Here is an 18243-nt window from a genome sequence, read left to right as displayed (position 1 = left end):
GGAACCCGACCATGCCAAGCCTGCACCTGACCCGTCCGGTCCCGCCCCAACTCCTGTCCCGCGCCGCGGGCGGCCTGTCGATCCTCATGCTGTCGGCGCTGATCGCGGGGACGCTTGCCACCGGACGGCTGGCAGGGGCCGGGGCGGTTCTCGATATCGCGGCCGTCGCGGCGGTGGCGCTGGCGCTGTTGCGGCTCGACCGGGTGTCGCGGATCGCGCGGATATTCCTTGGCGCCGCCGCGCTGTCGGTCGCGCTGGTGGCCGCGACGCTGCCCGAGGCGATGCCCGCGATGCGGCAGGCGCTGATGCAGGGCACGGCCTTTTCGGCCTTCCTGACGGCGCTGGGGCTGATCCGGGCGCCGGTGCGCGGCTCGAAGGCCATCGCCCGGGCGGCCGAAGCGCTGTTCGCCCATACCGCCCGGGTGCGGATCGTCGCGGTCAGCCTCGGCGCGCAGGCGATTTCGGTTCTGTTCAACATCGGCACCATCGGCATGATCTCGGATATCGCCGCCGATCACGATGCCCGCCGCGCGACCGAGGGGCGGCGGCGGATCGACACCGGGGCGATGACGCTGGCCGCGCTGCGCGGCACGCTGATGATGACGGTCTGGTCACCGATCGGGCTCGGCTTTGCCATCGTCACCAGCGCGATCCCCACGCTCGACCCGGTGCTTTTCCTGGCGCTGGCCCTGGCCGCGGCCCTGACCATCGCGGTCGTCACGGCGCTTCTCGACGCGCGGAAGGCCCCCGCGCCGTCCGGGCAGGCGGCCGAGGCCGCGCCGCCGGGCTCGGCCGGGGCGCTGGTGGCGGTGCTGGCCGCCGTGGCCGGGCTTGTCGCGGTGACGATCCTTCTGCACCGGCTGCTGGACATCAGCTTCCTCATTGCCGCCTGCATCGTACTGCCGCTCCTGGCCGTGATCTGGCCCCGGATCGAGCGCGGCCTGCCCCGGTCCGGGGGCAGCGCGCTGGTCCGGGTCTCGGCCGCCTCCGAGGGCATGGCGACCGAAAGCACCATCTTCCTTGCCGCCGCCGTGATCGGGGCGGCCGTCGCCCAGGCGGCGCAGGCGATGGGCATCGACGCGCTGATCGAGCGCGGGTCCCTGCCGCCGCTTGCGGTGATCCTCGCCTGTCTGCTGGCGATCCCGGCCGCGGGCGCGCTGATGATCCCGCATTCCATCGTCATGGTGATGGCCGCGCAACTGTTCGGCGCCAGCCCGGTCGGCGCCCAGCATCCCTATGCGCTGGGGCTGGCGCTGTGCCTGGCCTGGGCGCTGGCGATCTCGGCCTCGCCGATCTCGGCCATGTCGATCATCACCGGTCGGCAATTGCACCGCCCGCCCCATCATGTGACCTTCAGGGTCAACCGGGGCTTCACGCTGATCGCCATGACACTGGCCGTGGCGATGACAGTCCTCGTCTATGTCGTCGAATAGGCTGCGCCCGGCACTCCCGGGCCGCGCCCAACAGGAAGGATCGCAGATGCCCCTCAGGACCGACACCGAAGCCCTTCTGGCAACTCTGGGCGTCGCGCGCGGCGCCTTTACCGGCGGCGGCATGGCCAGCTTCTCGCCCATCACCGGCGAAGAGATCGCCGATGTCGTGCCTGCCACCGCCGAAGAGGCCGCCGCCGCCATCGCCCGCGCCAGCGCGGCCTTCCGGGTCTGGCGCATGGTGCCCGCGCCGAAGCGGGGCGAGCTGATCCGGCTGTTCGGAGAAGAGCTGCGCGCGGCCAAGGCCGAACTTGGCCGGCTGGTGTCGATCGAGGCCGGCAAGAGCCCCTCGGAAGGCGCGGGCGAGGTGCAGGAGATGATCGACATCTGCGATTTCGCGGTGGGTCTGTCGCGCCAGCTTTACGGGCTGACCATCGCGACCGAGCGTCCCGGCCACCGGATGATGGAAACCTGGCACCCTCTGGGGGTCGTCGGCGTGATCTCGGCCTTCAACTTCCCCGTCGCGGTCTGGTCCTGGAACACGGCGCTGGCGCTGGTCTGCGGCGATCCGGTGATCTGGAAACCCTCGGAAAAGACGCCGCTGACGGCATTGGCCTCGATGGCGGTGCTGGCCCGCGCGCTCGAGCGGTTCGGCGAGGCGCCCGAGGGCCTGGCGCAGGTGCTGATCGGCGGCGCGGAGGTCGGCGCGGCGCTGGTCGACAGCCCCGATGTGGCGCTGGTCTCGGCCACCGGCTCGACCCGGATGGGGCGGATCGTCGGGCCGAAGGTGGCGGCGCGCTTCGGCCGTGCGATCCTGGAGCTTGGCGGCAACAACGCGGGCATCGTCTGCCCTTCGGCCGATCTCGACATGGCGCTGCGGGCCGTGGCCTTCGGGGCGATGGGCACGGCCGGGCAACGCTGCACCACCCTGCGCCGGCTTTTCGTGCATGAGGATGTCTATGACACGCTCGTACCCGGGCTGATCCGGGCCTATGGCTCGGTCACCGTCGGCAACCCGCTGGAAAGCTCGGCCCTGGTCGGGCCGCTGATCGACGGCGCCGCCTATCGGGCGATGCAGTCCGCGCTGGCCGCGGCCCGCGCGGCGGGCGGAACCGTTCATGGCGGCGAGCGCGTGGCCATCGGCCCCGACACCGCCTTCTACGCCCGCCCCGCGCTGGTCGAGATGCCCGAGCAGACCGGCCCGGTTCTGGAGGAAACCTTCGCGCCCATCCTCTACGTGATGAAATACAGCGACTTCGACGCGGCGATCGAGGCGCATAACGCGGTCGGCGCGGGGCTGTCGTCTTCGGTCTTCACCACCGACCTGCGCGAGATGGAGCTGTTCCTGTCGGCCCGCGGGTCCGATTGCGGCATCGCCAACGTGAATATCGGCACCTCGGGCGCCGAGATCGGCGGGGCCTTCGGTGGCGAGAAGGAAACCGGCGGCGGGCGCGAAAGCGGCTCGGATGCCTGGAAAGGCTACATGCGCCGCGCCACCAACACCATCAACTATTCGCGCGATCTGCCGCTGGCCCAAGGCGTCGTCTTCGACATCTGAGGCGGTTCAGGAGGCAGGGTCGGACAGTTCCAGTTCGTCGAGATCCTCGCGCAGGGTCTCGACCGCGTTCAGGTGCAGAAGGCCCGCCTCGCCCAGCGCGGCGGCGCACTCCGTCGCCAGAAGCCGCATCAGCGCCAGAGCCCCGGCATAGGAATCGCGCGGCGTGCGGGTTTCCACCGCGCAGGTGAAGGTCCAGGCGGCATGGGCCGGGGCGCCGCGCAGGCTGGCATCGCAGACCAGCAGCACCCGCGCGCCGCGCGCGGCCACCGCCTGCACCAGCCGCGAGAACCGCGCCGGGCGCCGCCTGAGCCCGACGATCACCGCCACATCCTCGGGGCCGAGCCCGGCGACGCCCTCGGCCGCGGTCTGTCCATCCAGCAGAAGCGGCGCGACATCGGGCCGGATCTGGGCCAGCTGGGCGGTCAGGTAATCGGCCAGGAACCGGCTGTTGCGAAATCCCAGGACCCGCACCCGCCGCGCCCGCCTCAGAGCCCCCGCCGCATCGCGCAGCACGCCCGGATCGACCCGCGCCAGCGTCGCCTCGATCAGGTCGGCCTCGGCCCGGATCAGCCGGGCGAAGGGCCGCCCCTCCTGCCCCGGTTCGGTCTCTTCGGTCATGAACAGGGGCGATCCGGTCTCGCGCAGCTTGCGGGCATCGAGCCGGGCGCTTTCGAAATTGCGATAGCCCAGCCGCTGCACGATCCGGCTGACCGTGGCGTTCGAGACGCCCGCCTGCGCCGCCAGTTCCGAGGCGCTCCAGACCGCCATTTCATGGGGCGCCGACAGGATCGCATCGGCCACCTTGCGCTCGCCGCCCGGCAGGCCGTCATAGGCGCGGTGGATCCGCTTGAGCAGCGATCCGGCCAGCTCGGCCCCGTCCTCGGTCTGTGCGCCCGGCTTGGTCATGGCCTATCGTTTTCACAGATCCGACTCTGGCGCAAATCGGTTTTCATGCCCCGCGCGCCGATCCTGTCCGGGCGGTCCGAGGGACATCCTGTGCCCGATTTCAAGGCATATCCGGGCGAGATGCGCCCATCCGCGCAGCAAATCCGATATGAAAATTTGCTTTCTCAGTTTTTGCTTTTACGAAAATTCATTTTCTCGTTCAGTCTCGCGTCAGGACGGCCTGCCCCTTCCCGTTCCGCTACGAAAGGACACCGCATGAACCGCAGAGACCTTCTGAAGACTGCCCTGGCCGGGACGGCGCTCGGCGCCTTCGGACCCGCTTTCCGGGCCGATGCCGCCACCGGCATCCTGTGGATGACCTGGGAGAACCTGGCCAAGGACGACTACCTTGCCCCGTTCCTCGCCGCCAACGACATCTCCCTGACCAAGACCTTCATCGGCACCGATGACGAACAGTTCGCCAAGCTGCGCGCCGGCGGCGCCGATTCCGTCGACCTGATCACGCCCGGGCTCGACAAGGTCGAATACTACACCGCCTCGGACCTGCTGCAGCCCATCGACTTTGGCAGGGTGCCGAACGCCGCGCTGTTGTACGACACCTTCAAGCAGACCCCGCTGGGCAAGGTCGACGGACAGACCTATGGCATCCCGTTCTACTGGGGCATCAACCCCATCGTCTACCGCGCCGACCTGATGGAGGCCGAACCCGACTGGTCGGTGTTCTTCGAGGGCGACGCGTATAACGGCAAGCTGGCCATGCGCGACTATGCGCTGGAGGGCATCATGATCGCCGCGATGTATCTGGGCATCCCCGAATCCGAGATGTTCACCATGGACGACCGGCAGCTGGCCGAGGTGAAGAAGGTTCTGAAGATCCAGAAATCGAAGCTGCGCACCTACTGGAACTCGATCGGCGACCTGACCAACCTCTTTGCCACCGGCGAGGTGGTCTGCGCCTTCTCCTGGGTGCCGCCCTATTACGAGCTTCGCGCCAAGGGCATCGACATGGGCATGGCCAAGCCCAAACAGGGCGTCATCGGCTGGTGCGATACCATCGCGGTGCCGAAGGGCGTCGAGGGCGCCCGGCTCGACGCGGCCTTCGCGCTGGTCGACTACCTGCTGGGCCCCGATTACGGCAAGATGCTGGCCGTTGGCGGGCCCTATGCGCAATCGACCTCGGCCGCGCGGGATCTTCTGACCGAGGAGCAGCAGGACAAGATCTTCATCAAGGACCTCTCGGTGATGGACAGCTTCGTCTGGAAGCAGAACCCGCCCCGCTATGGCGACTGGGTCGCGCTCTGGAACGAAGTGAAGGCCAGCTGAGAATGGCTGTTGCCGAGAATACCGCAGCCGGGCGCCGGACGCGCCCGCTGCTGGAGGCCATCGCGCTTTACAAGTCCTACGGGTCCGTTCAGGCGGTGCGGGGGATCGACCTTGCGCTGGCGCATGAAAGCTATGTGACCCTGCTGGGCCCCTCGGGCTGCGGCAAGACCACTCTCCTGCGCATGGTCGGCGGCTTCGAAGCCATCGGTTCGGGCACCCTGATGCTGGACGGAGCGCGGCTTGACGACCTGCCCGCGAACTTGCGGCCGATCAACACCGTCTTTCAAAGCTACGCGCTGTTCCCGCATCTGACGGTGCTGGAAAACGTGGCCTTCGGGCTCAGCTACCGGTCCCTGCCGAAAGACCGGATCAAGGCCCGCGCCCGCGAGGCGCTGGCGACCGTCCGGATGGAGGCCATGGCCGACCGTCGGCCGCGCCAGCTGTCGGGCGGCCAGCAACAGCGCGTGGCGCTGGCCCGCGCCATCGTCAACGAACCGCGCCTTCTGTTGCTGGACGAGCCGCTGTCCGCGCTCGACCGCCGGATGCGCAAGGACATGCAGATCGAGCTGAAGGACCTGCAACGGCGGCTGGGCATGACCTTCCTGCATGTGACCCACGACCAGGAAGAGGCCTTTGCGCTGTCGGACCGGATCGTCGTGATGCGCGATGGCCGGATCGAGCAGCAGGGCGCGCCGGGCGACATCTATGCCCGCCCCGCCACCGCCTATGTGGCCGATTTCATCGGTGGCGCCTCGTGCCTGCCGGGGCGCATCCTCGGTCAGGTCGGCAAGAGCTATGCCATCGAGACCGCACTGGGCCGCCATGTCGTGCCCGGGGTGAGCGGGCTGAGCGTGGGGGCGCGCGCGGTGCTGTGTCTTCGGTCCGAGAAGGTGGCGCTGGGGGAAACCGGCACGCCCGCCCATGTGACACACGCGGTCTATCGCGGCGCCGACTGGCTTCTCGAATGCGTGGCGGGCGGGCAGATCTTTCAGGTTACCCATGTCGGGCCGCCCCCCGCCCCGGGCGAGACGGTGCGGCTGTCCTTCGACCCCGACCGGGTCTGGATCGCGCGGGAGGCCGCCTGATGCGCCCGCAATCCGCCGGAACCTGGCTGGCCCTGCCCGTGGTCGCGGCGCTGGGCGCGCTTTGCCTCGCGCCGCTTGCGATCCTCTTTGCCTATTCCTTCTTCTCGGTCGATTTCGTCACCATCTCGCATGACCCGAGCCTGAAGAACTACGCCCGCATCCTTCAGTCCGAGACCTATCGCGGGCTGATCGCCCGGGCCTTCGGATCGGGGCTGCTGGTCGCCGCGATCACCGCCGTGATCGGCTATCCCGTCGCCTGGTTCCTGGCCAAGCGGGCGGGCGCGGCCAAGACCATGCTGCTGACGCTGCTGCTGGTGCCGCTTTATTCCGGAGACCTTCTGCGCATCTTCGCCTGGCGGGTGCTGCTGGGGGCCGAGGGCGCGATCAACCGCAGCCTGATCTGGCTTGGCGCCATCGACGCGCCGTTGCAGGGGCTGCTGTTCAGTCCGCTCGCCACCCATATCGCGCTGACCTACAATTACCTGCCCTTCATGGTGATCGGACTGTGGCTGGCCTTCGAAAGCCTCGACGACGCCTGGCTGGAGGCCGCGGCCGATCTGGGCGCCCCCGGACGGGACCGGTTCCGCCGGGTGACGCTGCCGCTGACCGCGCCCGGGCTGATCGCGGGCGGGCTGATGGTCTTCGTGATGGTGGTGGGCGACTATCTGACGCCGCAGCTTCTGGGCGGGGCCTCGGGGGTGACCGTCATCTCGGCCATCAACGACCTGTTCGGCACCGCCTTCGACTGGCCGCTGGGCTCGGCCATCGCCTGGACGATGCTGGCGATCCTGATGCTGTGCTTCGGCGCGGGCGCGGTCCTGATCCGGCGGTCGAGCCTCGTGGCGGAGGGCGCCTGAATGTCCCGTCTCGGTACGCTCTGGGTCTGCCTCGTCTTCGGCTTCATGTATCTGCCGATCGCCATGATCGCGCTGTTCTCGGTCAATGCCTCGGACGTCATGGCCTTTCCGCTGACCGGCGTCACCGGCCAATGGTTCGCCGAGATCCTCGGCGACGGCCGGCTTGGCGGCGGGTTTCTGACCACGCTGGCGGTGGCCTTTCCGGTGGCGCTTCTGACCACGCTCCTTGGGGCCGCCGCGGCGCTGGCGCTGAGCTTCTACGCCACCCGCTTCCGGGTGCTGTTCGCGGCGCTTCTGCTGCTGCCCTTCCTGGTGCCGCGGCTGATCCTTGCCGTGGCGCAACTGATCCTTTTCAAGGAACTGGGCGTGTCGCGGTCGCTGCTGACGGTGATCGCGGGGCAGTCGGTCATCATCCTGCCCTTCACCACGGTCATCGTCGCCTCGGTCCTGATCCGCATCGACCGCCGCCTGATCGAGGCCGCCGCCGATCTGGGCGCCTCGGGCTGGTCCAGCTTTTGCCGCGTGGTGCTGCCGCTGATGGGCAACGGGCTGATGGCCGCCTGGGTGATCGCCTTCGTGCTGTCCTCGTCGGAATACGTCCTGACCGCCTTCCTTTCGGGCCGCCAGCAAGCCCTGTCGGTGCTGGTCGCGTCGGATTTCCGCTTCGACCTTTCCCCCAGCCTCAACGCGCTCGCCGTGCTGATCGTGCTGGGCAACATCGCCCTCGTGGTGATCGCCGAGGCGATCCGCCACCGCTCGGGGCGGCTCAACTGACCATGCAGGGGACCATGACCCAGACGCTTTCCTTCACCAACACCCTGGGCCAGGGCGCCCGGACCGAGATCGTTTCGAACCCGCATTGCGCACCCGGCTACGGTCCCGCGCAAGAGGCCGTGCTGAACGACGCCGCCTTCGCCCGCGCCCGCGCCACCATCGCCGCCTGGCCCGGCTATGCGCCGACCCCGCTGCTGAGCCTGCCCGGGCTTGCGGCCGAGGCCGGGATTGCCGGGCTTCGCTACAAGGACGAGGCCGGGCGCTTCGGGCTGGGCAGCTTCAAGGCGCTGGGCGGGGCCTATGCGGTGCTGCGGCTTCTCGCGCGCGAGATCGCGGCCCGCGAGGGCATCGCCGAGCCCTCAGCACAGGCGATCCTCGCGGGCGATCATGCCGCAACCGTCGCCGCCATCACCGTCTGCTGCGCGACCGACGGCAATCACGGCCGGTCGGTCGCCTGGGGCGCGCGCACCTTCGGCTGCCGCTGTGCCATCTTCATCCACGCGACCGTGTCCGAGGGCCGCAAGGCCGCCATCGAGGCCTATGGCGCCGAGGTCCGCCGCTGTGCCGGAAATTACGACGACAGCGTCCGCGAGGCGCAACAGACCGCCACCCGCGAGGGCTGGTTCGTGGTCTCCGACACCTCCTATCCGGGCTATACCGAGGTCCCGAAGGACGTGATGCAGGGCTATGAACTGATGGCGGCCGAGGCCGCCGACCAGCTTGAGGCGCCCCCCACCCATATCTTCGTGCAAACCGGCGTCGGCGGCGTCGCGGCGGCAGCAGCGGCCCATTTCCGCCGCCGCCATGGCGCGGCCGCGCCGAAGGTGATCCTGGCCGATCCCGAGGCCTCCGCCTGCTGGGTCGAGACGATCCGCGCGGGAACGCCCACCGCCGTCACCGGCGATCTCGACACGCTGATGGCCGGGCTTGCCTGCGGCGAGGTCTCGCTTCTGGCCTGGGACGTGCTGAAACCGCTGGCCTTCGCCGCGGTCTCGGTCGCGGACGCGGATGCGGTGGCGATGATGCGGCGGCTGGCGCATCCGGTGCCGGGCGATCCGGCCATCGTCGCGGGCGAATCCGCCGTTGCGGGGTTGGTCGCGCTGATGGCGGCCGCCGCCAACCCCGAGGCCGCGGCGGCGCTGGGTCTTGGGCCGGACTCGCGGGTTCTGGTCTTCGGGACCGAGGGCGACACCGACCCCGCGCTTTACGAGAAACTGGCCGGTCGCCCGGCCGCCGAGGTAAGGGCCGAGGCATGACAGCGGACCTGACGATAAATCTCGACCGGCTGATGAACCGGATCGCCGAGCTGGGCCGGATCGGCGCCCTGCCCGGCGGCGGCTGCAAGCGGCTGGCGCTGAGCGTCGAGGATGCCGAGGGCCGCGCGCTGGTCACCGGCTGGTTCCGCGCGGCGGGGCTGGAGGTCCATACCGACGTGATCGGCAATTGCTGGGCGATCCGGCCGGGGCGGTCGGGCGGCGCGCCGGTGGTGATGGGATCGCATATCGACACGGTCGCGACCGGCGGGCTCTATGACGGGGTGCTGGGCGTGCTGGGCGGGCTCGAGGTCATCGAAAGCGCGATCGAGGCCGGAACAGAGACTGAAAAGCCCCTTGCCGTGGCCTTCTTCACCAATGAGGAAGGCGCCCGCTTCGCCCCCGACATGATGGGATCGGGCGTGGCGCAGGGCGGGCTCGATCTTGACGAGATGCTTGCCAAGGTCGGTATCGACGGGGTGAGCGTGGCCGAGGCGCTGGCCGCCATCGGCGCGGCCGGGCCCGACCCGGTGGGCGCGCTGGCACCCGATACCTATCTGGAGCTGCATATCGAGCAGGGCCCGGTGCTGGAGGCCGAAGGGCTCGACATCGGCGTCGTGACCGGGGTGCAGGGGATTTCCTGGACCGAGATCACGATCGAGGGGCAGGCCGCCCATGCGGGCACGACGCCGATGGCGCTGCGCCACGACGCGGGGCTTGTGGCGGCGCGGATCGCGACCGAGGCCCGCGCCATCGCCGACGCATTCGGCCCGCCGCAGGTCGCGACCGTCGGGCGGATCGCCCTGACGCCCGATCTGGTCAACGTGATCCCCGAACGCGCCGTGCTGACCGTCGATCTGCGCAACACCGACGAGGCCCGGCTGCAGGCGGCCGAGGCCCGGCTTTTCGAGCGCGCCGAGGCCTTCGCCGCCGCCGGGGGCTGCCGGCTATCGCGCCGGACGCTGGCCCGGTTCGAACCGGTGGCCTTCGACGCAACGCTGGTCGACGCGGTCGAGGCGGAGGCCCAGGCGCTGGGGCTGACGCACCGGCGCATGCCCTCGGGGGCGGGCCATGACGCGCAGATGTTCGCGCCGCGCTGCCCCTCGGCGATGATCTTCGTGCCCTCGCAGGACGGCATCAGCCACAACATCCGCGAATTCACCGCGCCCGGACAGATCGCGCCGGGCGTGCGCCTGCTGGCGCAGGTGGCGCTGGCCCGCGCGGGCCGGATCGACCAGAAAGGACAGACCGAATGAGCCGCAAGATCGTCGCCGCCGCCGCCCAGTTGGGCCCCATCGCCCGGACCGAGCCGCGCAGCTCGGCCGTCGCGCGCATGCTGGCGCTGATGGAAGAGGCCCACCGGCGCGGCGCCCGCCTTGTCGTCTTTCCCGAACTGGCGCTGACCAGCTTCTTTCCGCGCTGGCTGATCGAGGACGAGGCCGAGCTTGACGCCTTCTACGAAACCGGGATGCCGAACGCCGACACCCGGCCGCTGTTCGACGCGGCGGCGCGGCTGGGCATGGGCTTTTATCTGGGCTTCGCCGAACTGCTGACCGAGGGCGGTCTCAAGCGGCGCTTCAACGCCTCGATCCTCGTCGATCCCGAGGGCCGGATCGCGGGCCGCTACCGCAAGGTTCACCTGCCGGGGCATTACCATCCCGAGGACTGGCGCCGCTTCCAGCATCTGGAAAAGCGCTATTTCGAACATGGCGATCTGGGCTTTCCGGTCTACGACTTCATGGGCGGCAAGGCCGGCATGTGCCTGTGCAACGACCGCCGCTGGCCCGAGACCTTCCGGGTGCTGGCGCTGCGGGGCGCCGAGCTGGTCATGCTGGGCTACAACACCCCGCAACACTATCCGCAGGCGCCCGAACACGACCATCTGCAGGATTTCCACAACCATCTCAGCCTGCAGTCGGGGGCCTATGCCAATGGCTGCTGGGTGATCGGCACCGCCAAGGCCGGGTTCGAGGAGGGCTGCGAGCTGATCGGTGGCAGCTGCATCGTGGCCCCCACTGGCGAGATCGTGGCAATGACGCAGACCCGGGGCGACGAGGTTGTCACCGCCGAGATCGACCTCGACCGCTGCAGCGAGCTGCGCAAGAACATCTTCAACTTCGCGCTGCACCGCGAGCCCGGCGATTACGGCCCGATCTGCGAGGGCGCCGAGGCCCGGGCGGCCGAACGCGACGCGATCACGACAGCCAGCCGGTTCGCGCGCGACTGATGCGCCCGGCGCCCGCCCCGGCCGGGTTCAGGTGCCGTCCCGCCGGGCGTGAACGACGACCGACATGCCCGGCGCCAGACGGTCCTCGCCGGTCTGGCCGGGGTCGATCTCGATCCGGACCGGAAGCCGCTGGGCGATCTTGGTGAAATTGCCGGTCGCGGTCGAATTGCCGAGCACGCTGAATTCCGAGGCGGTGGCGGGCGACAGCAGGGACACGGTGCCCGTGAACCGCCTGTGGCCCAGCGCGTCGACCTCGAAGCGCACCGGCTGCCCCGGATGCAGGCCCGACAGGTCGGTTTCCTTGACGTTGGCGATCACCCAGATCCGGGCGGGAACCAGCGACATCATCGCGCTGCCCGCGGTCACGTATTGCCCGACCCGCACGTTGATCTGGCCAAGCCGGCCGTTTTCGGGCGCGCGGATCACGGTATGCTCGAGGTCGATCTTGGCCAGCTCGACCGCCGCCAGTTCGGCGGTCACGCGGGCGCTGAGGGTATCGGTGCGGACCTTGGCGGTGCCGACATCCTCGCGGGCAACATCCACGTCGCTCAGCGCCTCGGTCAGCGCCGCCTCGGCCTGGCGCAACCTCAGGTCGCTGTCTTCCGCATCGGCGGCCGAGATCACGCCCTTTGCGCGCAGCCGGTCCTGCCGGTTCCATTCGGCCCGGGCGGTATCGACCGCAGCGCGGGCGGCCTCGGCCGCGGCCTTGCGCGAGTCGAGCGTGGCGCGGGCAGAGTTGATGTCCTGGTCGTTGGCCTTCAGCGCGGCGCGGGCGCTGGCCAGTTCGGCCTCGGCCCGCGCCAGGGTCTGCCGGGCGGTCCGGTCGTCGAGCCGCACCAGCACGTCGCCGGTCGCCACCGTCTGAAAGTCCGACACAGGCACCTCGGTCACATAGCCCGCGATCTGGGGCGACAGTGTCGCCACATTGCCCCGCACATAGGCGTTCTCGGTCCGGATTTCGTCCCCGGCGAAGGGCGGCAGATGCCACGCGTAAAGAACGACGACGACGCCGAGAAGGCCGATCAGCACGATCAGAAAGGTGGGGATGTGGTGTTTCAGGATATGCACGTAAGAAACCTCATTTGGCGGCAGGGCCGGGTCCGGCCATCCGCGCCCGCAGCCAGTCGCGCGCTATTTGCCCCAGAAGCGCGGCAAGCGCGCAGAAAGCCAGCGTCGAGATCAAGGCAGAGACATCGTTATAGGCGGACACCGTCGCCTCGCGGGTAACATCCGAGGCCAGCCGGGCGACCGCCTGGATCTGCAACTGGCCCGGGTCGCTGACGCTGGGGGAAAGCTGCGCCCGGATCTCGGCCAGCCGCCCGGCCACAAGTGGGTCGCCGACCTGCAGCTGGGCGTCGATCCACTGCGCATGGGCGGTGGTCCGGGCAGCCACGAAGGTCCGGTAAAGCCCCGCACCGATCGTGCCGCCAAGAATCTGGCTCGACAGAAAGACGATGACGAAGCTCAGCAGATATTGCGGGCCCTTGCTGAACGCCTTGACCAGCCCGGCCGCCATCGCCGACGGCAGGAACAGCGCGGCGGCGAAGCCGACCATGCCCTGGCTCAGCATCCGCTGGGCCGAGCTGACATCGGAATTGGCATGGGCCTCCAGCGCCGAGCCGACCGCGATCAGCAGAAGCGCCACGACATGAATCGCGGGCACGCGCTCGATCTTCATCACCAGCGCGCAGGCGGCGCCGCCCGCCACGGTGGCCAGCGAGATCACCCAGAACAGCGGCGCGATCTGTTCGGGCGCGTAGCCCAGCGCCTGAAACAGGCCGGGCGCCCCGGCGGTCTGTTCGGACAGGATGATCCGGAAGACCAGCAGCGCCGCGCTGAGATGCAGGATCTCGGGCGTCGTCAGCCAGCGCACGTCCAGAAGCGGCGCCTTGCGATGCAGCTCGATCACCAGCGCCGCCACCACCCCGGCGATCGACAGCGCCAGCACCGGTCCGATCCAGGGCGCAGCGGTCCACCAATAGATGTAGCCGGTGGTAAAGCAGGAGACGAGCCCGCCGAACGCGGCGGCGATCAGTCCGAAGGAGATCAGGTCGAGCCCCCGGATCACCCGGACCCTGTCGCCATGCGGCAGCGGCAGGCGGAAGACGAGGAACAGGCAGACCATCGACATGCCGAGCTTGAGCAGCAGGATGCTGGTCCAGCTGCCATCGGTGAGGATCCCGGGGCTCAGCGCCCGCGCCAGCGGCATGCCGAGCGACATGAAGGTCAGCGCGCATGGCAGGCCCAGCCTCATCTTCAGCCGCTGCGGCAGCGGTTCCAGCGCATAGAGGATGGCCAGCGTCGACAAGGGCGCCGCCGAGATCCCCGACAGCAGCTCGACCGCCAGCGCCGAGCGCAGATCGACGGTCAGCAGGCTCAGAAGCGCCACCGCCGCATAAAGCGCGATGGACACTTCGGCAAAGCGGCGCAGCCCGTATTGCGCCCGGATCTTGATCAGCATCAGCGGCAACGAAGCGCGCGGGGCCATGAAGGCCACGATCAGCCAGGAAGTCTGGCTTTGGGTGGCGCCAAGCTCGCCGGCCAACGTCGGGATATTGGCCGCCAGAAAGCCCTGCCCCAGCGACTGCGAGACGCCGATGAAAAGCGAGGCGCCGATATAGGCCAGGGCCAGCGGCAGCGGTTTCGGCACGAAAGGCGTCGGTTCTGGCACGGGAGGGGCGGATGGCGGCGTCTTGCTCAACGGGCGCCCATCGCATCGAGGTTCCGCTGGATCTTGCGGATCGTCGCCAGCGCCTGGTCAAGCTCGTCGGGATCGATGCCGCGATAGACCTCGCGCCGCAGATCGTCGGTGAACTCCGTGACATCTCGCGCCTGCCGACGGGCGTCCGCCGTCAGATAGAGGCAGCGCACCCGCTTGTCCTCGGCCGAGAAGCGACGTTCGACCAGACCCGCCGCCTCGAGCGCATCGAGGGTGCGGTTCATCGAGGGCGTGCGGATATCCAGCCGCTCGGCCAGTTCGACCTGGGTCAGCCCCTCGCAACCGGCGATGGTGACCAACGCCTGTGCCCGCGCATAGGTCATGTCAAGCGCGGTGGCGCGCGCATTGAACCGCTTGCGGATCCCCCGCACCAGCCGGAACACCTCGGGCAGAAACGTCTTCTGAACGGCCTGCATCGCCGGATCGCCTTTAATTACCCTGCTAATGATTAGGAAGATAAGGTTTCGCCCGGCAGAGGCAAGCAGGTACGGTTCACGACGTCTCGACAGAGCGGGAAAGGTCAGCGCCTCAGGGCGCCCGCCTCGCGGTCGAGCGTCGCCCGCTCGGCCGCGTCGAGGCGGGCCAGCGCTTCGGCTTCCGACCCGGTCTCGGCCAGGGCGCGTGCCCAGATCCGCGCGACCGAGGCGGCGCTCCAAGGCAAAACCGCCCGGGCCACCCAGGCCCGGGCCGGGGCAGGCAGGCGATCATGCGCCGCCATCGGGCAAGGCCGCCGCCTACGCCGCAACGGACTGCTCGCGTTGCCGGTCACGCCCGACGGCCCCAGTGCGAGAACGGGTCGGGTGGCCGCGCCCAGGCTTCCGGGTAGAACCGCGTCTCGGGCACCATCCACAGGTCGAGCAGGGCCCTGATCCGGGCGCGGTTCACCGCCATCCGGCGGCCCTCACAGGTTTTTAGCACATGGTTGAGGAGCGTGGTCTTTCCGGCCCCGAGAAAACCGGAAAGGACGGTTACGGGAAGGCGGTCGGCCATTTGGTACTCGGATGTTACACTATATTATACGATATAGTATAACATACATGGTGGGGCAAGTGACCGTTCCATCGCCAGCGCCGAAGTCGGGATATGGTCGGCAGCGGCTCGGATCCGCGCCGGACGCGATTTTTCGCAGAAAAATCGGCCGCCCGTTCAGCTGTAGCTGCGGGCGCCGAAGATCGCGCTGCCCACGCGCACATGCGTCGCCCCCAGCGCGACAGCCTGTTCGAAATCGTCGCTCATGCCCATGGAAAGGCCCAAAAGCCCGTTCCGCGCCGCGATCTTCGCCAGAAGCGCGAAATGCAGGGATGGCGTCTCCTCGACCGGCGGAATGCACATCAGCCCCCGCACCGGCAGATCCATCCCCCGGCATTCGGCGACAAAGGCATCCGCCTCGGTGGGCAGCACCCCAGCCTTCTGCGCCTCCTCCCCGGTATTCACCTGGACGAAGAGATCCGGGCAGCCGCCCCGCTCCTGCGCGTGATCGGCCAGCCGCCGGGCCAGCCTGAGCCGGTCGAGCGAGTGGATCGCATCGAAAAGCTCAACCGCCTGCCGGGACTTGTTGCTTTGCAGCGGGCCGATCAGGTGCAATTCGACCCCTGCGAACCGCTCGCGAAAGGTCGGCCACTTGCCCGCGGCCTCCTGCACCTTGTTCTCGCCGAAGATGCGCTGGCCCTCCTCCAGCACCGCCTCGACCCGCTCCAGCGGCTGCACCTTCGAGACGGCGATCAACGTCACCGACCCGGGCGCGCGCCCGGCCGCCCGTTCCGCTTTTGCCAGCCGCGCGCGAATATCCTCAAGCCCCATTGTCGTCTCCGATTGCATCGCCCAGCGCCTCGGTCAGCTCGGCCAGCTCGTCGGCATGCCGCTGCCAGGCCTTCATCGAGGTGGCATAGATCGGCTGCCGCACCTGGGCGAGGCTCAGCGTCGCCACCCGGCGCTCGGTCTTGTGGAAATTCAGGCAATTTTCCTGCCAGTCCAGACCGCAGGCCGCGACCAGCGCCCGGGCCTGGGTTTCGGGATCGGCGATCAGGTCCTCATAGCGGATCTCGTAAAGTCCGCCGGGCAGCTTCCTGCGCCAGAATTCGATCATCTCGAGGAACATCCGGTAGTAAAGCCCCAGATCGCGCAGCTTGGTCGCGTAGCGGTGCGTGCCCTCGGCAAACATGTTCTTGTAGATCGACAGGCAGATGTCGCGCGGATCGCGATGCACGACCACGATCCGGGCGCGGGGCAGCGCCAGCCGGACCAGCCCGGCCACCATATAGGTCTGGATCGACTTGTCGCTGACCAGATCAGAGCCCGGGAACCGGCTCCGGAACTCCGTCTCGATGCGATGGCCCAGCGCCGCGATCTCGGCATCGCCGATCCGGTCGAGCGGCCGCAATCCGTCGGCCCCGTCCTGCAGCAGTTTCATCGCCTCGGCCGCCACATAGGCGATTTCGCCGCCGCCCGTGACCCGCGAATGGCTGGCCACGATCTGCTCGACCAGCGTGGTGCCCGAGCGGGGCATGCCGGTGACGAAGATCGGCGCGTATTCCGCGGCGCCCTCGATTTTTCGCCCAGAAAAATCGGTGCCCTCGAAGGCGGCCATCGCCGCGTCGATCTCGGCCCGGCGTTCGGCGATGTCATAAGGATGGCGCGCCCGCATCAGGTCGTTGGCGGGCCGAAGATAGGTGAAGACCCGGTCATGCGCCTTGATCTGCTCCATCGCCCGCGACAGCGCGAATCCCAGATGCATCCGGCTTTCGTCACCCAGCGCCGGATCCGCGAAAAGCGTCTCCATCCGGGCCAGCAGAGGATCCTCGGGCGTCACCTTGTAGGTGGCCAGCATGGTCCGGTAATGCTCGCCATTCCGGGGCTCCAGCGCGATGGCCTGCCGGAAATCGGCCTCTGCGGCGGCAAATTCGCCCAAGGTCTGCAGCAGCATGCCGCGCAGGCTGTAGGCAAGCGCCAGGCCCGGCTCGGCGGCGATCGCTCCGTCGAAACTAGCCCGCGCGGTCTCGGTGCGGCCCTGCTTGGCCTGCGCCTCGGCAAGGCGGACACGGACAATGGCGCGGTCATGCCCGGCCGCCATCGCGGCCTCGAGGACTTTCTCGGCCGCCTCCGGGTCTCCGGCCTCCATCAGCAGATGCGCCAGTGCCAGATGCCCGTCGAGATAACGGGGCTCGGCCGCCACCGCCCGGCGAAGCGCCGCCTCGGCCTCGGCCTTCCTCCCGAGCCGGGCGAGCCCCTCGCCCAGCGCGGCCAGCGTCAGCGGGTTCTTCGGCGCGCGCGCCAGTGCGGCCTCCAGGTGCCGCACGCCCGCCGCCACGTCGCCGGTCCGCACCAGAAGCCGACCGAGCCCACTGCGCAATTCGGGGTAGTCGGGCGCCAGCGCCAGCCCCGCCTCAAAGCTCGCGCGGGCCGCGGCGGTCTTGCCCTGATCGACCCGGGCAGCGGCCAGCAGGGCAAAGGCCACCGCCGAATCGGGATGCTCCCGGGTCAGGGCCTCGGCGCGCCGTTCGGCCTCGCCGGGGCGGCCCGCGCGCAACGCGGCCAGCACCGCCTCGGCTGCCTGCGGCGGCGCCGACCCAAGCGGGGCGCGGGGGCGGCCGCCTTTCGCGGGGGCAAGCCGGGCCTCGAGCGTCGAAAGCAGCGCCGTGGGCAGCCCTGCCTTGCGCGCGGCCTTCAGAAAGCGCGTGGTCCGGGCGGGATCGCCAAGCCGGGCCAGCGCCTCGGCCTCCATCTGCCAGATCGCGGCCTCGGCGGGCCGGGCCTTGCGCGCCGTTTCGAACCGGGCGGCGGCCTCGTCCGCGGCACCGCGTGCCAAAGCGATCCGGCCAAGCTGGACCGCGGCCTCGGCCAGTCCGGGCTGACCGTCGAGAAGCGCGCGATAGGCCGCTTCGGCCGCCTCGATCCGGCCCGTGCGCTGCAGCCGCTGCGCCTCGTCGAAGCGGCGCTTCGTCTCGGTCTGGCTCAGCGGCAGCATGGTCGAACTCCTTCCGGGGCGGTGTCGGGGCCGGGGTAGCACGCCGCCGCCGCCTTGTCGATTTCGCGCCGGGCGCCGAACGCCGCCCCGCAAATGAAAAGAGCGGACCCGAAGGCCCGCTCTTCCCAATTCGAAGTCCGGTTGGAC

General features: G+C 69.3%; 16 protein-coding genes and 1 pseudogene. 9 read left to right on the top strand and 8 right to left on the bottom strand.

What is annotated here, in order from left to right; all coding sequences use genetic code 11:
* The first annotated feature begins 11 nt into the window (after window positions 1–11).
* Together DSD19_RS10285 and DSD19_RS10280 are read left to right on the top strand one after the other, a co-directional pair.
* The gene (locus DSD19_RS10285) at window positions 12–1433 is read left to right on the top strand and encodes a hypothetical protein (RefSeq protein ID WP_113669516.1); all 1422 of its coding nucleotides are present in this window, start codon (window positions 12–14) and stop codon (window positions 1431–1433) included.
* A 46-nt stretch (window positions 1434–1479) separates the two neighbouring features.
* Window positions 1480–2988 (top strand): aldehyde dehydrogenase family protein, encoded by a 1509-nt coding sequence (locus tag DSD19_RS10280; RefSeq protein ID WP_113669515.1) that lies wholly within the window; start codon window positions 1480–1482, stop codon window positions 2986–2988.
* A gap of 6 nt (window positions 2989–2994) precedes the next feature.
* Here DSD19_RS10280 and DSD19_RS10275 read toward each other — a convergent pair whose 3' ends face one another.
* Window positions 2995–3894, bottom strand: coding sequence for a MurR/RpiR family transcriptional regulator (locus DSD19_RS10275; protein ID WP_113669514.1), 900 nt, complete (start codon window positions 3892–3894; stop codon window positions 2995–2997).
* A gap of 255 nt (window positions 3895–4149) precedes the next feature.
* On the opposite strand from DSD19_RS10275, the gene DSD19_RS10270 reads away from it, so the two are divergent.
* Genes DSD19_RS10270 through DSD19_RS10240 form a run of 7 tightly spaced genes read left to right on the top strand, consistent with a single transcriptional unit; the run spans window position 4150 to window position 11413 of the window.
* Window positions 4150–5217, top strand: coding sequence for a substrate-binding domain-containing protein (locus tag DSD19_RS10270; RefSeq protein ID WP_113669513.1), 1068 nt, complete (start codon window positions 4150–4152; stop codon window positions 5215–5217).
* A gap of 2 nt (window positions 5218–5219) precedes the next feature.
* Entirely contained in the window at window positions 5220–6302 is a 1083-nt protein-coding gene (locus DSD19_RS10265; protein ID WP_113669512.1) for an ABC transporter ATP-binding protein, read from the top strand.
* Window positions 6302–7159: an ABC transporter permease gene (locus tag DSD19_RS10260; RefSeq protein WP_113669511.1), complete on the top strand. Its 858-nt coding sequence runs from the start codon at window positions 6302–6304 to the stop codon at window positions 7157–7159. Before DSD19_RS10265 ends, DSD19_RS10260 begins: the two co-directional genes overlap by 1 nt.
* The gene (locus DSD19_RS10255; protein WP_113669510.1) at window positions 7160–7933 is read left to right on the top strand and encodes an ABC transporter permease; all 774 of its coding nucleotides are present in this window, start codon (window positions 7160–7162) and stop codon (window positions 7931–7933) included.
* A 14-nt stretch (window positions 7934–7947) separates the two neighbouring features.
* A complete protein-coding gene (locus tag DSD19_RS10250) occupies window positions 7948–9189 on the top strand; it encodes a diaminopropionate ammonia-lyase (RefSeq protein WP_113669548.1) in 1242 nt (413 codons plus the stop codon).
* Window positions 9186–10442 (top strand): Zn-dependent hydrolase, encoded by a 1257-nt coding sequence (locus DSD19_RS10245; protein WP_113669509.1) that lies wholly within the window; start codon window positions 9186–9188, stop codon window positions 10440–10442. Before DSD19_RS10250 ends, DSD19_RS10245 begins: the two co-directional genes overlap by 4 nt.
* The gene (locus DSD19_RS10240) at window positions 10439–11413 is read left to right on the top strand and encodes an N-carbamoyl-D-amino-acid hydrolase (RefSeq protein WP_113669508.1); all 975 of its coding nucleotides are present in this window, start codon (window positions 10439–10441) and stop codon (window positions 11411–11413) included. Before DSD19_RS10245 ends, DSD19_RS10240 begins: the two co-directional genes overlap by 4 nt.
* Window positions 11414–11440: 27 nt before the next feature.
* Here DSD19_RS10240 and DSD19_RS10235 read toward each other — a convergent pair whose 3' ends face one another.
* The 7 genes and pseudogenes from DSD19_RS10235 to DSD19_RS10205 all read right to left on the bottom strand — a co-directional run bounded on the left by DSD19_RS10235 (window position 11441) and on the right by DSD19_RS10205 (window position 18096).
* A complete protein-coding gene (locus DSD19_RS10235) occupies window positions 11441–12481 on the bottom strand; it encodes an HlyD family secretion protein (RefSeq protein WP_113669507.1) in 1041 nt (346 codons plus the stop codon).
* A 10-nt stretch (window positions 12482–12491) separates the two neighbouring features.
* Window positions 12492–14063 carry an MFS transporter gene (locus DSD19_RS10230; protein WP_243627880.1) on the bottom strand — a complete coding sequence of 524 codons (1572 nt, stop codon included), beginning with the start codon at window positions 14061–14063 and terminating at the stop codon, window positions 12492–12494.
* 47 nt (window positions 14064–14110) lie between these two features.
* On the bottom strand, window positions 14111–14548 hold the full coding sequence (locus tag DSD19_RS10225) for a MarR family winged helix-turn-helix transcriptional regulator (RefSeq protein WP_113669505.1): 438 nt from the start codon (window positions 14546–14548) through the stop codon (window positions 14111–14113).
* 104 nt (window positions 14549–14652) lie between these two features.
* On the bottom strand, window positions 14653–14901 hold the full coding sequence (locus DSD19_RS10220) for a DUF6525 family protein (protein WP_256359752.1): 249 nt from the start codon (window positions 14899–14901) through the stop codon (window positions 14653–14655).
* A gap of 113 nt (window positions 14902–15014) precedes the next feature.
* Window positions 15015–15122 (bottom strand): annotated as a pseudogene (locus DSD19_RS10215) (GTP-binding protein); the annotation flags it as partial.
* A gap of 156 nt (window positions 15123–15278) precedes the next feature.
* Window positions 15279–15932 carry a YggS family pyridoxal phosphate-dependent enzyme gene (locus DSD19_RS10210; RefSeq protein ID WP_113669504.1) on the bottom strand — a complete coding sequence of 218 codons (654 nt, stop codon included), beginning with the start codon at window positions 15930–15932 and terminating at the stop codon, window positions 15279–15281.
* Window positions 15922–18096 (bottom strand): tetratricopeptide repeat-containing sulfotransferase family protein, encoded by a 2175-nt coding sequence (locus DSD19_RS10205; protein WP_113669503.1) that lies wholly within the window; start codon window positions 18094–18096, stop codon window positions 15922–15924. Before DSD19_RS10205 ends, DSD19_RS10210 begins: the two co-directional genes overlap by 11 nt.
* Window positions 18097–18243: the final 147 nt, after the last annotated feature.

This window comes from Rhodovulum sp. BSW8, from assembly GCF_003314725.1.
Taxonomy (GTDB): Bacteria; Pseudomonadota; Alphaproteobacteria; order Rhodobacterales; family Rhodobacteraceae; genus Rhodovulum; species Rhodovulum visakhapatnamense.
This window is presented reverse-complemented; position numbering and strand designations above follow the sequence as displayed.